The sequence below is a fragment of the Vibrio glycogenivorans genome, assembly GCF_051660965.1.
Lineage (GTDB): Bacteria > Pseudomonadota > Gammaproteobacteria > Enterobacterales > Vibrionaceae > Vibrio.
Window position 1 is genome coordinate 23,283 of sequence record NZ_JBPVIS010000024.1, and the last position, 18,108, is coordinate 41,390.

Sequence of the window (18,108 nt, forward strand, 5' to 3'; positions counted from 1 at the left end):
TCTTTTTTTGATTGAGTGCGTCTTATTGGTAAATCCGTTATTTTTACTAGTGAGAGCCTTATGATTAAGATTATTAGTTTTACGATTTGTCCTTTTGTTCAGCGCGTGACAGCCGCTCTGGAAGCAAGGCAACTTCCTTACCAAATTGAGTACATCAGTCTGCGTGATAAGCCTCAGTGGTTTCTCGATATTTCTCCTAATGGTCAGGTTCCGGTGATGGTCACCGAATCGGGTGTCGCACTGTTCGAGTCGGATGCAATTGTTGAGTATATTGAAGACCAGTACGGCGCTTTAGAGCCAGAGGTTAGCCATGAGCAGCGCGCGCTTGATCGAGCTTGGAGCTATCTGGGCAGCAAACACTACCTTCCCCAGTGCGGCGCAATGAGCAGCAAAGACCAAACAACATTCGAGCAGCGAGTCGCTAAGTTGCGAGTGGCCTTTAATAAAGCTGAACAACAACTCTCGGGTCAAAGCCGCTTTTTTAAATCCGATATGCTGAGCAATGTCGATATCGCCTGGCTGCCCCTTTTGCATCGAGCGGCAATCGTTGAGCAGCACAGCGGCTACGATTTATTATGTGGACTACCTAAGGTTCAAGCATGGCAAACGCAACTGCTACAAACTGGGCTAGCAGAGAAGAGTGTCTCGAATGACTTCGAGGCGCGTTTTATCGATTTTTATCTCACCAATACCTATCTTGCCAAGCAAGATAGTCACCCACCACTTCGCGACTGTGGTTCAACGAGCTGCTGTGGTTAGGCACCTTACACTAGTGTAAACAGCACTCTAAATGCAGTATTTGACGAACGATGCCTGGCTTTTAGCCAGGCTAATTCAATGATTAATCGTTATTAGTCATAAGCAAAGCCGCTTTTTCCCATTAGCGAAAGTTGCTAGACTCGTTTTATGATTAGGCCTAGCTGTGGTCGATCTGATCCACAAACAATTTTAATAAGCTCTCGGAGAAAGTAATGGCAACGCATTTTGACTATATCTGTATCGGTGGTGGCAGCGGCGGTATCGCGTCAGCAAATCGCGCAGCGATGTACGGCGCAAAGGTCGCTCTAATTGAAGCCCAAGACCTCGGTGGTACCTGTGTCAACGTAGGCTGTGTGCCGAAAAAAGTGATGTGGCACGGTGCGCAGGTCGCAGAGGCGATCAACCTTTACGCTCCAGATTACGGATTTGATGTCGATGTAAAAGGCTTCGATTGGGCCAAACTAGTAGAAAGCCGCCAGGCGTACATCGGTCGTATCCACCAGTCGTACGATCGCGTACTAGGCAACAACAAGGTTAACGTCATCAAAGGCTTTGCTCAGTTTGTTGACGCTAACACTGTCGAAGTCAACGGTGAGCACTACACGGCGGATCACATCCTTATTGCTGTTGGTGGTCGTCCAAGCATCCCTAGCATTCCGGGTGCCGAGTACGGTATTGATTCGAACGGCTTCTTTGATCTAAGCGAGCAGCCAAAGCGCGTTGCCGTAATTGGTGCAGGCTACATCGCGGTTGAGATTGCTGGCGTACTACACGCGCTTGGCACTGAGACTCACCTGTTCTGCCGTAAAGAGACCCCGATTCGCAGCTTCGACCCAATGATCATTGAGACCTTGGTTGAGGTGATGGCAGCGGAAGGTCCAACCCTGCACAACCACTCAACACCAAAAGAGATCGTCAAAGAGGCTGACGGTAGCCTGACGCTGCATCTAGAGAACGGCAATAGCCAAAATGTAGACCAAGTGATCTGGGCCATCGGTCGCCACCCAGCAACTGATGCCATCAACCTAGAAGCGACAGGTGTTGCGACTAACGATCGCGGCTACATCAAGGTAGACGAGTACCAACAAACCAACGTAGAAGGCATCTACTGTGTTGGTGATATCATGGAAGGTGGTATCGAGCTGACCCCTGTGGCAGTGAAAGCTGGTCGTCAGCTGTCTGAGCGCCTGTTCAACAACAAGCCAGACGCTAAGATGGACTACGACCTAGTTCCAACCGTGGTATTTAGCCACCCGCCAATCGGTACTATCGGTCTGACCACCGAGCAAGCAGAAGAGCAATATGGTAAAGACAACGTTAAGGTCTACACCTCAGGCTTCACCGCGATGTACACTGCCGTCACTCAACACCGCCAACCATGTAAGATGAAGCTAGTCTGCGCGGGTGAAGATGAGAAGGTTGTCGGTCTGCACGGTATCGGCTTTACCGTCGACGAGATGATCCAAGGCTTTGCCGTAGCAATGAAGATGGGCGCCACCAAAGCGGACTTTGATGCGGTTGTCGCTATCCACCCAACAGGGTCTGAAGAATTTGTCACGATGCGCTAAGCGCAACGTCGATTAAATAGCAAAAGGGTCATCGTAATGATGACCCTTTCGTTTTTTAGGTTCGGGGTTCGGGGACGGGCGTTGCCCTACGAGGCACGAGGAATTTCTCACTTGCTCGATATACTCGCACCTCGGAGCGCAGCGTTACTCGAACCCCGCCCCTGTTTTAATTGAGTGCTTTAACTAACGCAGCAATACCATCCCAGTCGCCATTATCGAGCATCTCTGGTGGTACCATCCACGTGCCGCCGCAGGCGAGGACTGAGCCTAAACTAAGGTAGTCATCAACATTAGCAGGGGTAATGCCACCAGTAGGCATAAAGCTCACTGGGTAGACTGCCGAGAGTGCTTTGAGCATCGGCACGCCGCCAGACGGCTGAGCTGGGAAAAACTTCAGCGTTTTTAGGCCAAGCTCCATCGCCTGCTCAACCAGGCTTGGGTTGTTGACCCCAGGAACAATCGCGATATTACGCTGCTGACAGTATTTGACTGTCGTCGGGTTAAGACCTGGGCTGACAATAAAGTCCGCACCAGCCTCAATCGCCATATCCACTTGCTCTGTGGTCAAAACGGTACCTGCGCCGATCAATAGCTCAGGGTAAGCCGTGCGCATCTTGGCAATCGACTCCGCCGCCGCTGGCGTGCGAAACGTCACTTCCGCGCAAGGTAGGCCGTTGTCCACCAACACTTTTGCCAAGGGCTCAGCATGCGCGACATCGTTGATTGCAATAACCGGGACGATTTTGATTTGTTTGAGTTGCTCTTCTAGCGTCTTCATAGCGAACCTTTACAGAATGAAGCTAAGGATAGCAACGATAAGGAAAGCGATTGTGCCCAGCAGGGTTTCCATCACAGTCCAAGTTTTTAGTGTGGTCTTCTCATCCATCTCAAGCAGGCGAGACACTAGCCAGAAGCCAGAATCGTTGAAGTGAGACAGCACCGTTGCGCCACCAGCAATCGCAATCACGATAAAGCACAGGTCAAGCTCGCTTAGGCCAGTTGATGCCGTGACCACTGGTGCAATCAGAGCAGCCGTCGTCGTCAGTGCCACGGTTGCCGAGCCTTGAGCAACACGCAAACAAGTAGAGATAACAAACGCGGCGACAACCACTGGCATGCCTGTGTCAGTCAGAACGCCTGCCAGTGCGTCACCAATACCACTTGCACGCAGCACGCCGCCAAACATACCACCGGCGCCAGTCACCAAGATAACACCACAGATAGGTGCTAGAGAATCACCACACAGCTTCTCAAGTTTTGCCATGCCGTAGTCTTTAGCAAACACAGCCAGCGCCACAATCAAGGTGATCAATAGAGCTACCGGGGTTTTACCCAGCATACGCAAGAATTCAACCGTTGGTGTTGAGCCTTCAATCACACCCGCAACCGCCAGCGTATTAAGACCAGTATCCAAACAGATAAGCAGAACCGGCAGAACCAAGATGGTCATTACTGTGCCGAACTTTGGCAGCTTAGACTCATCGATCACGGTATCGCTGTTAAAGAAGGCTTTTGATAGTGGGATATCAAACTTCTTACCCGCATACAGACCAAATAGGTAAGCGCCTAGGTACCAAGTTGGGATAGCAACGAGGATACCAACAACAAGCAGTAGACCGATGTTCGCACCTAAGAACTCCGCTGCCGCGACCGGCCCTGGGTGAGGCGGTACAAATGCGTGCATCACCGCAAAGGCACCGGCTGAAGGTAGTGCGTACTTGATTGGCGAGCCGCCAAAGCGAGCCGCAACACTGAAGATGATTGGCATCATCACCACTAGGCCCGCATCAAAGAAGATTGGGAAACCAAATAGCAGCGAGGCAACACCTAGAGCTAGAGGAGCACGCTCCTCACCAAAGCGACCAATCAGGGTATCTGCCAGAACTTTCGCCCCGCCGGTCACTTCAAGAATCTTACCGATCATGGCGCCAAGACCAACGAGTAGAGCAACAGAGGCCAATGTGCCACCAAAGCCCCCCATCATCGTCGGTACAACTTGATCAGAAGAAACACCCGTCGCGATTGCCGTGCCTAAGCTTACGATAGTAAGCGAAGCAAACGCGTGGACTTTTAGTTTAATAATCAATAACAAAAGTGCAGCTATCGCGACTGCAGCAATGGTTAGTAGGTAGGTAGGGTCAGAGACTTGGGCTAACTGCTCCATGATTTCACCTTTTAATGATTGTTTGTGATGTAGTTCACTTTTATCTCAGTTACGGGTAACATGTTACCGATAACATGAATAATATAAACCCATATTTTAAAGTGAAATCCAAAAGTGAGATCACGCGCAAAATTTGTTATGAGGATAAGTTATGGCTGGTAGTAGTGTCATTGTGATGGGTGTTTGTGCCTGTGGAAAGAGTACCATTGGTGAACATTTGGCAAGCAGATTAGGACGTAAATTCATCGATGGAGATGACCTCCACCCACGTGCAAATATTCAGAAAATGTCCTCTGGACAACCGCTCAACGATGAGGACCGCGGTCCTTGGCTCGAGCGTATTCGCGATGCCGCGTACAGCCTAGAAAATAAGAATGAGCACGGCATCATTGTCTGCTCGGCGCTAAAGAAGAAGTATCGCGACCAAATTCGCGAGGGTAATAGCAACGTGACCTTCGTCTTCCTTGACGGTGATATGGACCTGATCCTCGAGCGCATGCGCATGCGCAAGGGCCACTTTATGAAAGAGAACATGGTGAAGAGTCAGTTCGATGCCCTTGAGCGCCCAGATGGTGAGCCACAAACCCTTATCGTGAGCATTGAAGGCAGCATCGATGATGTCGTCGAGCGCGCTGCAGCACAACTGCAAGCAACACAAGGGGTGGCATAATGACGCATTCAGTGATCCTCGACGTTACCGCACGACTTGTCGAACGCAGCCAAGCCTCACGCGCCGCATTCCTAGCCCGCACTCAGCAACAGGCAGAGCAAGGTAAGGGCCGTAAAGCCCTGACTTGTGGTAACCTCGCCCACGCGGTAGCCGCGGCCTGTTCAGCAGAAAAAGAACAACTGCTTGATTTTACTCGCAACAACATCGCTCTGGTCAGCTCTTACAATGATATGCTCAGCGCGCATCAGCCTTACCAAACCTACCCTGATCAGATTAAGCAAACACTAGCAGGCTATGGTCATACCGCCCAAGTAGCCGGCGGTGTACCCGCGATGTGTGATGGCGTGACTCAAGGTCAGGCGGGCATGGATATGTCGCTGTTCTCTCGCGATCTGATTGCTCAGTCTACCGCTCTATCACTGAGCCATAACCTGTTTGATGCCACCCTACTACTCGGCATCTGTGACAAGATTGCCCCAGGACAGCTGATGGGCGCACTGACTTATGCCCATCTACCAACCGCATTTATCCCAGCAGGTCTGATGCCAACCGGGATCAGCAACGATGAAAAAGTCGATGTGCGCCAAAAGTATGCCGCGGGTGAAGTGGGTAAAGAAGCACTGCTTGATATGGAGTGTCGCGCCTACCATGCCCCGGGTACTTGTACCTTCTATGGCACCGCGAATACCAACCAATTGGTATTCGAAGCCATGGGTCTGATGCTACCGGGGTCGGCATTTGTCCACCCACATTCAGAGCTGCGTCATGCCCTAACTGAGCATGCCTCGATCAAGATTGCCTCGATGAGCGCAGGCTCAGCAAACTTCCGCCCGCTTGCAGAAGTAGTGACAGAGAAAAGCCTTATCAACGGTATTGTTGCCCTACTTGCCTCAGGTGGCAGCACCAACCACACCATCCACATGATCGCCGTCGCTCGCGCAGCCGGTCTGATGCTGACTTGGCAAGATATCAGCGACCTGTCTGAGGTAGTACCTCTACTGGCCCGTGTCTATCCAAATGGCCCGGCGGACATGAACGCCTTCCAAGAGGCTGGTGGCGTACCAGCCTTATTGCATCGTCTGGATCAATCACAGCTGCTACATCGCGATGTCACACCAGCGTTTGGTGACTTTGCCAGCCAGATGACCCTGCCTAAGATTGAAAATGGCAAGCTAAGCTGGCATACGTGCACACAAAGCGCGGATCCAAGCGTGATTGCAGCCTGTGATGAGTCATTCCAGAAAACGGGCGGAACGCGCGTACTGGATGGCAACTTAGGCAAAGCGGTGGTTAAGGTGTCAGCGGTAAAAGCTGATCAGCGCATCATCGAAGCCCCTGCCGTGGTTTTCCAGTGTCAGCATGAGGTTGAAGCGGCCTATCAGCGTGGCGAGCTTAACAAAGACTGCGTCGTGGTTGTGACGCACAACGGTCCTGCGGCGAATGGCATGCCAGAGCTGCACAAGCTTATGCCTATCTTGGGTAATATCCAAAAAGCCGGCCACCAAGTGGCCTTGGTCACCGATGGTCGTTTATCTGGCGCCTCAGGCAAAATCCCATCAGCGATCCACCTATCACCAGAAGCCCTGCGAGGCGGTGCGATTGGCTTGGTCCGTGACGGCGATAGGCTCCAGCTCAACTGTGAAACGGGTGAGCTAAACAACCTGTCTGATATGACTGGACGTGAGCCACTCGCGATCGATACCGAGGCGAATCAGCAGACTTGGGGAAGAAACCTATTTAGCGTCCTAAGACAGAGTGTCTCGAGCGCTGAAGACGGTGCAAGCTTTATCGTTTAACCCCTTACGCGTAGAACTAAAAATGGAGCCAGTCGGCTCCATTTTTATTTAGATACTCTCTCCAGAGTTGACTCGATAACCCATATCTACACTGTGGTTCTCGATGGGCTCGCCTTTTAAGCGCGCGACCAACAGCTCGGCACTTTTGACCCCAATCTCAAAGCGTGGCGTATCGACACTGGTCAGTTTAGGGCTGACGATATTACCGATATCGAGCGCGTTATACCCCACCACAGACAGTGACTCTGGCACTTGAATACCTCTGCGCTGGGCACTCAGTAGTACCCCGACGGCGATATCATCATTGGTGCAAAACACACCATCAAGATCTGGGTATTGTGCAAAGGCCATATCTAGAAGGTCATCCGCCATCGAGAAGCTCGAGTGCGCCTCCGTCAGAATATGTTTCGGCGTGAAACCAGCCTCAATCACCGCCTTGTCATAACCAGCCATACGTAGGCGGGTTCGAGTATCCAAACGTGCACCAAAATAGGCGACGGAGCGTTTGCCAGCGGCAATCATCTGCTTAGTCACATCATAAGAAGCAGCAATATGATCTAGGCCGACCGCCATATCAATCGGCTGCTCTGGCAGCTCCATGGTCTCAACCACCGGGACACCGGCGGATTTAATCATCTGCAGCGTACGCTGAGTGTGATGACTCTCGGTCAAGATCAAGCCGTCAACCTGATAAGAGAGCAGCGAGGCAATCTTGCTCTCTTCCTCTTGCTCATCGTAGCTAAAGTGCGCAATCAAGGTTTCGTAGCCATTAGCCTTAGTGACCGTTTCTACGCCCTGCACAAACGAGGCAAAGATCTGGTTAGACAGAGAAGGCAATAGGATACCGATGGCTTTACTCGACGAGTTTGCCAGCATCGCAGGCGCTCGGTTTTCGATATAGCCGATATCCTCGACGACCTGAGCAATCTTAATCCGGGTTTTTTCTGCAACGGAGTTCGGGTCTCGCATATAGCGCGACACGGTCATTTTGGTGACGCCAACCTGGTCGGCGATATCTTGTAGAGTGGTACGTCTCTTTTTACTGTGTTGAACCATATATCCCTGAGATCTTAAAAGACAGGTCAGCGCACGCCCACCTGTCACAATCCTATTGAGAGCAGCCTACACGCTACTCTTCATCAAACGCTTCAAACTCAATCCCCATCTCGGTCATCAGCGCTTTGGCTTCAGCCGGGATCTCATCAGGGCGGTCTTTACGCAAGTCTTCATCGGTTGGCAGAGGTTGCCCGGTGTACGCATGCAAGAATGCCTCACACAGCAACTCGCTGTTGGTGGCATGGCGCAGGTTGTTGATCTGACGACGCGTACGCTCATCCGTCAATACTTTCAGTACTTTAAGCGGAATTGACACGGTAATCTTCTTTACCTGTTCGCTTTTTTTGCCATGCTCAGCATATGGGCTAGTGTAGTCGCCATTCCAGTCTGCCATGAGAAACCTTTAGTCATTTTTGTTTGGAGTGAGTAAGGGAGATATTTTAGCCGGATTTAAGGCTAAGAGCAAAGACATATAGACGTCTAGAAGTATTGACGTCTTGTTGTGGGAACAGTAAAGTGTCTGCTAATGGAATTTTATACCGTTATACCCCGTCGGTGTAACGGTTTTGTGAAGCACAATTATTTTTTTGGGAAGGACACTCATATGAGCGCACGCAAGCCTGCCACCATTGCCGTTCGCACTGGCATCGAATCAGACACTCAACACCATGCGGTTGTTCCCCCCATCTATCTCTCGACCAACTACAGCTTTCCAGCCTTTGGGGATGTGCCTAAGTATGACTATACGCGTTCTGGCAATCCAAATCGAGGGCTACTTGAGCAAGCTTTGTACGAGCTAGAGTCAGGCTGTGGGGCCGTCGTCACCAACTGCGGCACTTCCGCGCTTAATCTATGGGTTTCGGCGTTTTTGGGTCCCGATGACCTGATTATTGCGCCACATGATTGCTATGGTGGAACCTATCGTCTGTTTAACACCCGAGCGCAAAAGGGTGACTTCAAAGTACAGTTTGTCGATCAAACCGACAACGATGCACTCGCCAGCGCCATGGCACAAAAACCCAAGCTAATCTTACTTGAAACCCCGTCAAACCCCTTAGTTCGTGTGGTTGATATTGCTGCAATCTGCGCCGAGGCCAAAAAAGTCGGCGCCCTAGTTGCCGTCGACAACACCTTTTTGACACCTGTGTACCAAAAGCCACTTGAGCTGGGCGCGGATTTTGTTATCCACTCTACCACTAAGTACATCAATGGCCACTCCGATGTGATTGGTGGCGTCGTGATCACCAAAACCGAAGCGCATGCCGAGGAGCTCGCTTGGTGGGGTAACTGCATTGGAGCAACCGGTACACCATTTGATAGCTACATGACCCTGCGTGGAATTCGCACGCTAGGCGCCCGCATGCGCGTCCATGAAGAGAGCTCACAGCACATCCTCAACTATCTGGTCGAGCAGCCACTAGTCAGCAAAGTGCACCACCCAAGCCTTGAGAGTCACCCAGGCCATGAGATCGCTAAAAGACAGCAGTCAGGCTTTGGTTCGATGTTAAGCTTTGAATTTGCCGGCTCGTTCGAACAGTTGAAATTCTTCGTCGCTCAACTTGAGCTGTTCTCACTTGCCGAGTCGCTAGGTGGCGTAGAAAGCTTGATCTGTCACCCTGCGTCTATGACTCACCGCGCAATGGGAGAAGAAGCCCTAGCAGAAGCTGGGATCTCGCAATACCTATTACGCCTCTCTGTCGGGCTTGAGGATCATCGAGACCTTATTACTGACCTAGAACAAGCCTTCACCAAAGCTAAGGAGGCGTTTTAACATGACTCAACAGCGTCAGTTGCACAAATTTGGCGGTAGCAGCCTTGCCAATGCGGAGTGCTATCGAAAGGCGGTGAGTATCCTGCGCGATTACTCATCGAGCGAGGATCTGGTGGTGGTTTCTGCCGCAGGCAAGACCACCAATCAGCTGATTGAGTTTCTGGATAACCTAGAGAGAGATGGCCGACTCGCCCACGAGACCTTGCAGGCCCTGCGCCAATTCCAATTGGAATTAGTCGAAGAGCTAATCCAGGATGAAGCCAGTAAGGCGCGCCTACTGGATAACGTAATCACCGAGTTTAGCGCCCTTGGGGAGCTGGCCTATCCGATTAATCCAAAGATCAGAGCGTCTGTGCTTGGCCATGGTGAGATGTGGTCAGCACGCCTATTGGCAGCAGTGTTATGTGAACAAGGCCTGGCAGCCGTTGCAGAAGATTCTCGCCAGTTTTTACGCGCAGAAAGCGGCACTCAGCCAGAGATCGACCGCGGCGCGTCTTATCCATTGCTCAAAGAGCTCCTGGCCCAACACAGTCATCATCGTGTCGTCTTTACCGGCTTTATGGCGCAAAACTTCCGCGGTGAAACCGTATTGCTCGGTCGAAACGGCTCGGATTACTCCGCAACGATTATTGGCGCCCTGGCGGAAGTCTCGCGTGTGACGATCTGGAGTGATGTGGCCGGTGTGTACAGTGCCGACCCGAGACTGGTTAACGATGCCTGTCTGCTGCCATTATTGCGCCTCGATGAAGCCAATGAACTCGCTCGCCTCGCTGCGCCCGTGCTGCATAGCCGTACCTTGCAGCCTGTTGCTCAAAGCACCATGGACTTGCACCTACGATGCAGCTACGAACCAGAAGCGGGCTCAACTCGCATCGAGCGTGTCCTTGCCTCTGGCCGCGGAGCCAAGATTATCACCTCACTCGATGATGTCTTGCTGATCCAGCTGCGCTTCTCTCATAACCACGACTATCAACGCGCCGAGCGAGAAGTGCTTGAGAAGCTCAAGCGCGCTCAATTAGAGCCTTTGTCTTATGACTCGCAGCCCGATCAATACATGCTGCGCCTAGCGTACACTCAAGAGATAGCCAATGGCTCACTTGCCTTCCTACAAGATGCCGCAATTGAGGCGGAGATTAAGCTCAAAGAGGGCTTTTCCCTGCTCGCGGCAGTGGGGGCTGGCGTTGGTAAAAACGCGACCCACAGCTTTGGCTTCTATCAGCAACTCAAAAGCTCTGCGATTGAGTTTATCAGTGAGTCAGAGTCGGGATTAAGCTTAGTGGCCGTCACGCGCAAGCAGGATACTGAGCCACTCGTTGTTGAGATCCACTCACAACTGTTTCAAGCGCAAAAGCGCGTTGCGATTGCCCTGTGTGGCAAAGGCAACATAGGCTCAAGCTGGCTAGAGCTGTTTACCCACCAAAAACAAGAGCTCGAAAAACGTCACAACATGAGCTTTGAGCTGGTTGCCGTGGTTGATAGCCAAACATACTGGTTTAACCCACAAGGCATTGACCCAAGTTTGGTGGCTGAGCACTTTAGTGAAGAAGCCGTGCCTAATGATGGCAATGCCTGGATTGAGCAACTCGGTGCAATGACCGGCTTTGACGACGCTGTGGTGCTCGATGTCACGGCCAGTGCCACATTAGCGGGTCAGTACCTCGATATTGCCCAGCAAGGCATGCACCTGATCTCGGCGAATAAAGTCGCAGGCTCAGCCTCAAGCGAGTACTACCATCAAGTACAAGATGCGTTTGCCAAAATCAACCGACACTGGCTCTACAACGCCACTGTGGGCGCAGGGTTACCGATAAACCATACCGTGCGTGACCTGCGCGAGAGCGGTGATGAGATTGTCGCTCTATCAGGGATTTTCTCTGGCACCTTGTCTTGGCTCTTCCAGCAGTATGATGGCTCGATTCCATTTAGTGAGTTGGTCGACTTGGCTTGGCAGCAGGGCTTAACCGAGCCTGATCCGCGCTGCGATCTCGATGGCTCTGATGTGATGCGTAAACTGGTTATCTTGGCACGCGAATCAGGACTGCATATCGAGCCCGAGCGCGTTAAGGTAGAGTCTCTGGTGCCAGAGGCGCTCAGCAGCATGAGTTTGGATGATTTCTTTGATAATGGCACTATCCTTAGCGATGCCTTAGCAGAGCGCCTAGAGAAGGCTCAGCGCGAAGACAAGGTATTGAGATACGTTGCGCGTCTTGAGAAAAATGGCACCGCAACGGTCGGCGTAGAGGCGCTTAACCGCGAGCATGCTCTGGCTAACCTACTACCTTGCGACAACATCTTTGCGATTGAGAGTAAGTGGTATAAAGACAATCCACTGGTGATCCGCGGCCCAGGTGCAGGTCGAGAAGTCACGGCCGGCGCGCTGCAATCGGATATTAATCTGCTTGCCAGCCGACTGTGATCTAGCGTAAAACAAGCAAAGGGGCTGGCTTAGCAGCCCCTCATCGATATCCCCACTCCGTCAGTCATTGATTTCTTCTCATCTGACGCAGAAATTTCACACCAATCCCATTGACATTAATCCACTTTCATTACATTCTGTAGCCATATAGACGTCTATACGTCGATTAAAGGATTCAGATTTCGGTGCCGTTTCACCACAGGGAGAATGTTATGGGCTACACACACGCAAGCCATATCGATGCGCTTAACCAAAATATCGCTGAGTTATCAGATGAGAACATCAATGTTTCGTTTGAATTTTTTCCACCGAGCAGCGAGAAAATGGAGCAGACATTGTGGGATTCGGTTCATCGCCTAAAAACACTCAAGCCGAAGTTTGTCTCGGTGACCTACGGTGCCAACTCGGGTGAGCGCGACCGCACTCATTCCATCATCAAAGAGATCAAATCGGCAACTGGCCTGATTGCGGCACCGCACCTAACGTGTATCGATGCCTCACGTGAAGAGCTGATCCAAATTGCGGATGACTACTGGCACAACGGTATTGAGAGCATCGTCGCGCTACGTGGAGATATTCCACCGGGGGGTGGTAAGCCGGATATGTATGCTTCCGATCTGGTTGAACTGCTCAAATCTCGCCACGACTTTGATATCTCTGTCGCCGCTTTCCCTGAAGTTCACCCAGAAGCAAAGAGTGCTCAAGCAGACCTACTTAACCTAAAACGCAAAGTGGATGCCGGAGCGAATCGCGCTATCACCCAGTTCTTCTTTGATGTTGAGAGCTACCTGCGCTTTCGTGACCGCTGCGTAGCAGCAGGGATTGATGTCGAGATCGTACCGGGCATCTTGCCGGTGTCGAACTTTAAGCAGGCCTCACGCTTTGCTGCGCAAAACAGCGTTAAGGTACCAAACTGGATGGCGAAACAGTTCGAGGGGCTGGATGATGACATCACGACCCGTCAGCTAGTCGGTGCTAGCCAAGCCATCGATATGGTGCGTATCTTAAGCCGTGAGGGCGTGAAAGATTTCCACTTCTACACCCTCAATCGTGCAGAAATGACCTACGCCCTATGTCACACCCTAGGCGTGCGTCCAAAGGTGGTTTAATCACAAAGCAGTAGATAGCAAAAGAGCTGACCTTGGTCAGCTCTTTCTAATTCTGGCGTCGATTACTCAACTTCGTCCATTTTACCTAGCAGACCGCGAATGCGCTCTTGCCAAGCTTGATGCTCTTGTTGCATCTGCTGAACCTTTACTTCCAAGGCTTCACGGCCTGAACGGAGATCTGTCGCTTCAGTTTCTAGTTGTGATTTTTCTTGTTTCAGCTCTTCTACTTCCATCTGCAGAAGAGTGATAGTGTCAACTGCGGTTTGGATCTTTGCTTCCAACTGCTCTAATACTTCAAAAGACATCATCGCCTACCTTTATTATCCGTTTGAATGAAGGTTTTCTTCACTGTATGCCCCATTCTACCTAGCCATTTGTGCAGAAACACCTGCTATCTTAAGAAATTGTGCCATCTGCCTGAGATTTAACCACCTCTGACTTTCTCCTGTCAATAAGCGCTGATTTGATCTGCGTTAAGCAAAAAAGCAAACGTTTACGCCCGACTATGCTAGAATCTGCGCGTCCAATTTCTTTCCCCTAAAATATTGTTTGGAGTCATCATGAAACGCGATTTAGCAATGGCCTTTTCACGTGTTACGGAAGGTGCTGCCCTAGCAGGTTACAAATGGCTAGGACGTGGCGATAAAAACGCTGCGGACGGCGCTGCGGTTGAAGTCATGCGCGCCCTTCTAAATAAAACCGAGATCAGCGGCGAGATCGTGATCGGCGAAGGTGAGATTGATGATGCTCCAATGCTGTACATTGGTGAAAATGTCGGTATCGGTGGTGATGCTGTCGATATCGCGGTTGACCCTATTGAGGGGACTCGCATGACGGCAATGGGTCAGTCCAATGCACTGGCTGTACTCGCAGCGGGCGAGAAAGGCAGCTTCCTAAAAGCACCAGACATGTATATGGAAAAGCTGGTTGTTGGCCCTGGCGCTAAAGGTTGCATCGACCTCAATAAGCCACTGAAAGAGAACCTAGAGAATGTTGCTCAAGCGCTCGGTAAATCAGTTGATACCCTCGTTGTCGTTACCCTAGCTAAGCCTCGTCACGATGCTGTCATTGCAGAGATGCAAGCAATGGGTGTACGCGTATTCGCTGTGCCAGATGGTGACGTTGCAGCTTCTATCCTGACTTGTATGCCAGACAGTGAAGTTGACCTAATGTACTGTATCGGTGGCGCGCCTGAAGGCGTGGTTTCTGCAGCCGTTATCCGTGCCCTAGACGGTGACATGCACGGTCGCCTACTGCCGCGTCACGATGTAAAAGGTGACAGCGAAGAAAACCGCATCTACGGCGCAGCTGAGCTACGTCGCTGTGAAGAGATGGGTGTTGAGGCGCACAAAGTGCTGCGTATGGAAGATATGGCGCGCAGTGATAACGTTGTATTTGCCGCAACCGGTATCACCAAGGGTGACCTGCTTGAGGGCATCACTCGCCAGGGTAATATCGCCACAACAGAGACCCTACTGATCCGTGGTCGCTGTCGCACTATTCGTCGCATCAAGTCGACGCACTACTTAGAGCGTAAAGACCCTGAGGTTCGCGATATCATCTTATAATTCATAAGATTCTAAAAAAGCGAGGTACATGTACCTCGCTTTTTTGTGTCCATTTCAGGTGTTACCTGCGGCGACATTTTACGGATTGTTGCTGAGATCAAAAAAGGGTCCTCACTGAGGACCCTTTTTAGTTTAATCGGCTGGCTTACATCATGCCTGGCATGCCGCCCATGCCACCCATGCCGCCCATATCAGGCATTGCTGGAGCATCTTTCTGTGGCAGGTCTGTTACCATTGCTTCTGTGGTGATCATTAGACCAGCAACCGAAGCGGCAAACTGTAGTGCGCTACGAGTTACTTTTGTTGGGTCAAGGATACCCATCTCTAGCATATCGCCGTACTCACCAGTTGCTGCGTTGTAGCCGTAGCTACCTTCACCTTGCTTAACTTGGTTAGCAACCACAGACTCTTCGTCACCAGCGTTTTTGGTGATTTGACGAATCGGCGCTTCCATTGCACGTAGTGCTACGCGGATACCCACGTTTTGCTCTTCGTTGTCGCCTTCAAGCTCAGTGATTTTTGATGCTGCGCGGATAAGTGCAACACCACCGCCAGCAACCACGCCTTCTTCAACCGCTGCACGTGTTGCGTGTAGCGCGTCTTCTACGCGGTCTTTCTTCTCTTTCATCTCAACTTCAGTCGCAGCGCCAACCTTGATCACGGCAACACCGCCAGCAAGCTTAGCAACACGCTCTTGTAGCTTCTCTTTGTCGTAATCAGAGGTCGCTTCTTCGATTTGTTGACGGATCTGCGCCACGCGACCTTGGATCATCGCTTCTTGGCCAACACCATCGATAATCGTTGTGTTCTCTTTAGTGATAGACACGCGCTTAGCTTGACCTAGGTCTTCTAGAACAACCTTCTCAAGCTCAAGACCCACCTCCTCAGAGATAACCGTACCACCGGTTAGGATCGCGATGTCTTGTAGCATCGCTTTGCGACGGTCACCAAAGCCTGGTGCTTTCACTGCAGCGACTTTCACGATACCGCGCATGTTGTTCACAACCAAGGTTGCTAGTGCTTCACCTTCTACATCTTCCGCGATGATAAGTAGCGGACGAGACGCCTTAGCTACCGCTTCTAGTGTTGGTAGTAGCTCACGAATGTTTGAAACTTTCTTGTCGATAAGAAGAATGAATGGGTTTTCTAGGTCAACAGAGCCTGCTTCTTGGTTGTTGATGAAGTAAGGTGATAGGTAACCACGGTCAAACTGCATACCCTCAACTACATCTAGCTCATCTTGTAGAGCCTGACCTTCTTCTACCGTGATAACGCCATCACGACCGACTTTTTCCATCGCTTCAGCGATGATGTTACCAACGCTGGTGTCAGAGTTTGCAGAGATAGTACCTACCTGAGCAATCGCTTTAGTGTCTGCACATGGAACAGAAAGCGCTTTTAGCTCTTCAACCGCAGCGATAACTGCTTTGTCGATACCACGCTTAAGATCCATTGGGTTCATGCCCGCAGCCACAGCTTTAAGGCCTTCGTTAACAATAGATTGCGCCAGTACAGTCGCCGTCGTCGTACCGTCACCAGCAGCATCATTGGCTTGCGAAGCAACTTCTTTTACCATCTGTGCGCCCATGTTCTGGAACTTGTCTTCCAGCTCAATCTCACGCGCAACTGATACACCGTCTTTAGTGATGGTCGGTGCACCAAAAGATTTATCTAGAACTACGTTACGGCCCTTTGGACCCAGTGTTACTTTTACCGCGTCAGCCAGAACGTTTACACCTTCAAGCATTTTTACGCGAGCGTCATTACCAAATTTAACGTCTTTAGCAGCCATCTTTAGTTTCCTTTCTTAATTCTGTTTTTTGAGTCGTTTTTGAATCAGAGCAAAAAATTACTCAACGATTGCCATGATGTCGTTTTCAGACATGATAAGAACTTCTTTACCATCGATCTTTTCTGTCTTAGTGCCGTAGCCCTCAGCAAAGATCACTGTGTCACCAACTTTCACGTCCAACGGCTGAACTGAGCCGTTCTCAAGGATACGGCCTTTACCTACTGCAAGTACCACACCGCGTGTTGATTTTTCTGCAGCAGAACCAGTTAAAACGATGCCGCCAGCCGACTTTGATTCAACTTCTTTGCGTTCAACGATAACTCGGTCGTGTAATGGACGAATGTTCATTGGTCGTCTCTCCTGATAATTTCCATGTTTAGTTAGGTGATTGTCCCACAATGCCTTTTCGCAATGCATTTCTCGCAGCGCATTTATTACAACGCATTGCAGAACCTTGTTATGACTTTATATGAGGTGTGTTTCGAGCAAACCCAAGGGGTAGAAATAAAAAAAATGCGATTAGCGGCCCAAAAATGGACGCTTCATCGAGTTGAGGTTAGCCAAAGCTTCTTAGTTGTGAGAAAGAGCACAGATTGTGCTCGGCGTGAAAACTGGTTGCATACAATTAAAGTGAAGTCATTGACATGGATGGTGATTATGACGACACACCCAGCCCTACCGAGCTTTGATGAGTTAGCAGAGCTCGCACAAAAAGATCCTAAAGCCTTTGATGAGCTCAAAGCATCATTATGCCAAGCCTGTATCGATGCCTCTTCACCTCAAATGCAGCAACGACTGAGGGCACAGCAGAGCCACCTAGACAGACTCGTCAGCCAAAGTAAAAACCCCATTCACGCCAACGTCTTGCTTAGGCGTGAATTGCTCGTCCAGTTTCAAAAATTTCGCCAGGTGCTGAGTGAGGGAAAGCTTGATGATAAGCAGGGAAATGTCATTAACTTTGGTGCTCGCGAAGATTCTTTGAGTTAGACATTTCAGGGGCGAGGTTCGAGGACGGGCTATGCCCTTCGGGGAATGAGGAAGAGCATTACAATGCCTCGCACCTCGAAGAGATAGCGTACACGCTTCTCGTCCCTTAGACGTAAAAAAGCCCAAGTCTTTCGACTTGGGCTTAGTATGTGGCGGAGAGATAGGGATTTGAACCCTAGATACGCTATTAACGTATGCCGGTTTTCAAGACCGGTGCTTTCAACCACTCAGCCATCTCTCCACAATATGTAATCTCACCAAAGTCTTACTATTACTGCTTTAGTTCGATATTGTCTTTTGTCTTCACTTTTCGAAAAAGTGAAAATAAATAATAGCCTGGCGATGTCCTACTCTCACATGGGGAAGCCCCACACTACCATCGGCGCTAATTCGTTTCACTTCTGAGTTCGGCATGGAATCAGGTGGGTCCAAATCGCTATGGTCGCCAAGCA

General features: G+C 50.6%; 16 protein-coding genes, 1 tRNA gene and 1 rRNA gene. 9 read left to right on the forward strand and 9 right to left on the reverse strand.

Annotation, left to right across the window (positions count from 1 at the left end):
- Positions 1 to 60: 60 nt before the first annotated feature.
- The gene (locus tag ACSTTG_RS23605; protein WP_438461238.1) at positions 61 to 759 is read left to right on the forward strand and encodes a glutathione S-transferase family protein; all 699 of its coding nucleotides are present in this window, start codon (positions 61 to 63) and stop codon (positions 757 to 759) included.
- Positions 760 to 971: 212 nt separating this feature from the next.
- Entirely contained in the window at positions 972 to 2,327 is a 1,356-nt protein-coding gene (gorA, locus tag ACSTTG_RS23610; RefSeq protein ID WP_438476555.1) for a glutathione-disulfide reductase, read from the forward strand.
- Between the two features lie 166 nt (positions 2,328 to 2,493).
- On the opposite strand, the gene ACSTTG_RS23615 is transcribed toward gorA, so the two are convergent.
- Entirely contained in the window at positions 2,494 to 3,105 is a 612-nt protein-coding gene (locus ACSTTG_RS23615) for a bifunctional 4-hydroxy-2-oxoglutarate aldolase/2-dehydro-3-deoxy-phosphogluconate aldolase (RefSeq protein WP_438461240.1), read from the reverse strand.
- Positions 3,106 to 3,114: 9 nt separating this feature from the next.
- Entirely contained in the window at positions 3,115 to 4,491 is a 1,377-nt protein-coding gene (locus tag ACSTTG_RS23620; protein ID WP_438461241.1) for a GntP family permease, read from the reverse strand.
- A gap of 151 nt (positions 4,492 to 4,642) precedes the next feature.
- Between ACSTTG_RS23620 and ACSTTG_RS23625 the strand changes: the two genes are divergently transcribed.
- Positions 4,643 to 5,161 carry a gluconokinase gene (locus ACSTTG_RS23625; protein WP_438476557.1) on the forward strand — a complete coding sequence of 173 codons (519 nt, stop codon included), beginning with the start codon at positions 4,643 to 4,645 and terminating at the stop codon, positions 5,159 to 5,161.
- Complete coding sequence (gene edd, locus ACSTTG_RS23630; RefSeq protein WP_438461243.1) at positions 5,161 to 6,957, forward strand: phosphogluconate dehydratase; 1,797 nt, start codon at positions 5,161 to 5,163, stop codon at positions 6,955 to 6,957. The genes ACSTTG_RS23625 and edd overlap by 1 nt, the downstream gene beginning before the upstream one ends.
- Before the next feature lie 48 nt (positions 6,958 to 7,005).
- On the opposite strand, the gene ACSTTG_RS23635 is transcribed toward edd, so the two are convergent.
- Complete coding sequence (locus ACSTTG_RS23635) at positions 7,006 to 8,013, reverse strand: substrate-binding domain-containing protein (RefSeq protein WP_438476558.1); 1,008 nt, start codon at positions 8,011 to 8,013, stop codon at positions 7,006 to 7,008.
- Between the two features lie 73 nt (positions 8,014 to 8,086).
- Positions 8,087 to 8,407 carry a met regulon transcriptional regulator MetJ gene (gene metJ / locus ACSTTG_RS23640; RefSeq protein WP_438461245.1) on the reverse strand — a complete coding sequence of 107 codons (321 nt, stop codon included), beginning with the start codon at positions 8,405 to 8,407 and terminating at the stop codon, positions 8,087 to 8,089.
- A gap of 210 nt (positions 8,408 to 8,617) precedes the next feature.
- Between metJ and ACSTTG_RS23645 the strand changes: the two genes are divergently transcribed.
- The 3 genes from ACSTTG_RS23645 to metF all read left to right on the forward strand — a co-directional run bounded on the left by ACSTTG_RS23645 (position 8,618) and on the right by metF (position 13,309).
- Positions 8,618 to 9,784 (forward strand): O-succinylhomoserine (thiol)-lyase, encoded by a 1,167-nt coding sequence (locus ACSTTG_RS23645; protein WP_438476560.1) that lies wholly within the window; start codon positions 8,618 to 8,620, stop codon positions 9,782 to 9,784.
- A gap of 1 nt (position 9,785) precedes the next feature.
- Entirely contained in the window at positions 9,786 to 12,200 is a 2,415-nt protein-coding gene (locus ACSTTG_RS23650; RefSeq protein ID WP_438476561.1) for a bifunctional aspartate kinase/homoserine dehydrogenase II, read from the forward strand.
- 212 nt (positions 12,201 to 12,412) lie between these two features.
- Positions 12,413 to 13,309, forward strand: coding sequence for a methylenetetrahydrofolate reductase (metF, locus tag ACSTTG_RS23655; RefSeq protein ID WP_438461248.1), 897 nt, complete (start codon positions 12,413 to 12,415; stop codon positions 13,307 to 13,309).
- Between the two features lie 62 nt (positions 13,310 to 13,371).
- On the opposite strand, the gene zapB is transcribed toward metF, so the two are convergent.
- Complete coding sequence (gene zapB / locus ACSTTG_RS23660; protein ID WP_438461249.1) at positions 13,372 to 13,614, reverse strand: cell division protein ZapB; 243 nt, start codon at positions 13,612 to 13,614, stop codon at positions 13,372 to 13,374.
- Positions 13,615 to 13,869: 255 nt separating this feature from the next.
- Here zapB and glpX point away from each other — a divergent pair, with 255 nt between their 5' ends.
- On the forward strand, positions 13,870 to 14,877 hold the full coding sequence (gene glpX, locus ACSTTG_RS23665; protein WP_438461250.1) for a class II fructose-bisphosphatase: 1,008 nt from the start codon (positions 13,870 to 13,872) through the stop codon (positions 14,875 to 14,877).
- Positions 14,878 to 15,022: 145 nt separating this feature from the next.
- Here the strand turns inward: glpX and groL are convergent, their stop codons facing one another.
- Both groL and ACSTTG_RS23675 read right to left on the reverse strand, forming a co-directional pair.
- Entirely contained in the window at positions 15,023 to 16,669 is a 1,647-nt protein-coding gene (groL, locus tag ACSTTG_RS23670) for a chaperonin GroEL (RefSeq protein WP_438476562.1), read from the reverse strand.
- 57 nt (positions 16,670 to 16,726) lie between these two features.
- On the reverse strand, positions 16,727 to 17,017 hold the full coding sequence (locus ACSTTG_RS23675) for a co-chaperone GroES (RefSeq protein WP_438461252.1): 291 nt from the start codon (positions 17,015 to 17,017) through the stop codon (positions 16,727 to 16,729).
- Between the two features lie 309 nt (positions 17,018 to 17,326).
- On the opposite strand from ACSTTG_RS23675, the gene ACSTTG_RS23680 reads away from it, so the two are divergent.
- A complete protein-coding gene (locus tag ACSTTG_RS23680; protein ID WP_438476564.1) occupies positions 17,327 to 17,656 on the forward strand; it encodes a DUF3135 domain-containing protein in 330 nt (109 codons plus the stop codon).
- Positions 17,657 to 17,806: 150 nt separating this feature from the next.
- Here ACSTTG_RS23680 and ACSTTG_RS23685 read toward each other — a convergent pair.
- Together ACSTTG_RS23685 and rrf are read right to left on the reverse strand one after the other, a co-directional pair.
- Positions 17,807 to 17,897 (reverse strand) — tRNA-Ser (locus ACSTTG_RS23685).
- 93 nt (positions 17,898 to 17,990) lie between these two features.
- Positions 17,991 to 18,106 (reverse strand): 5S ribosomal RNA (gene rrf, locus ACSTTG_RS23690).
- Between the last annotated feature and the right edge of the window lie 2 nt (positions 18,107 to 18,108).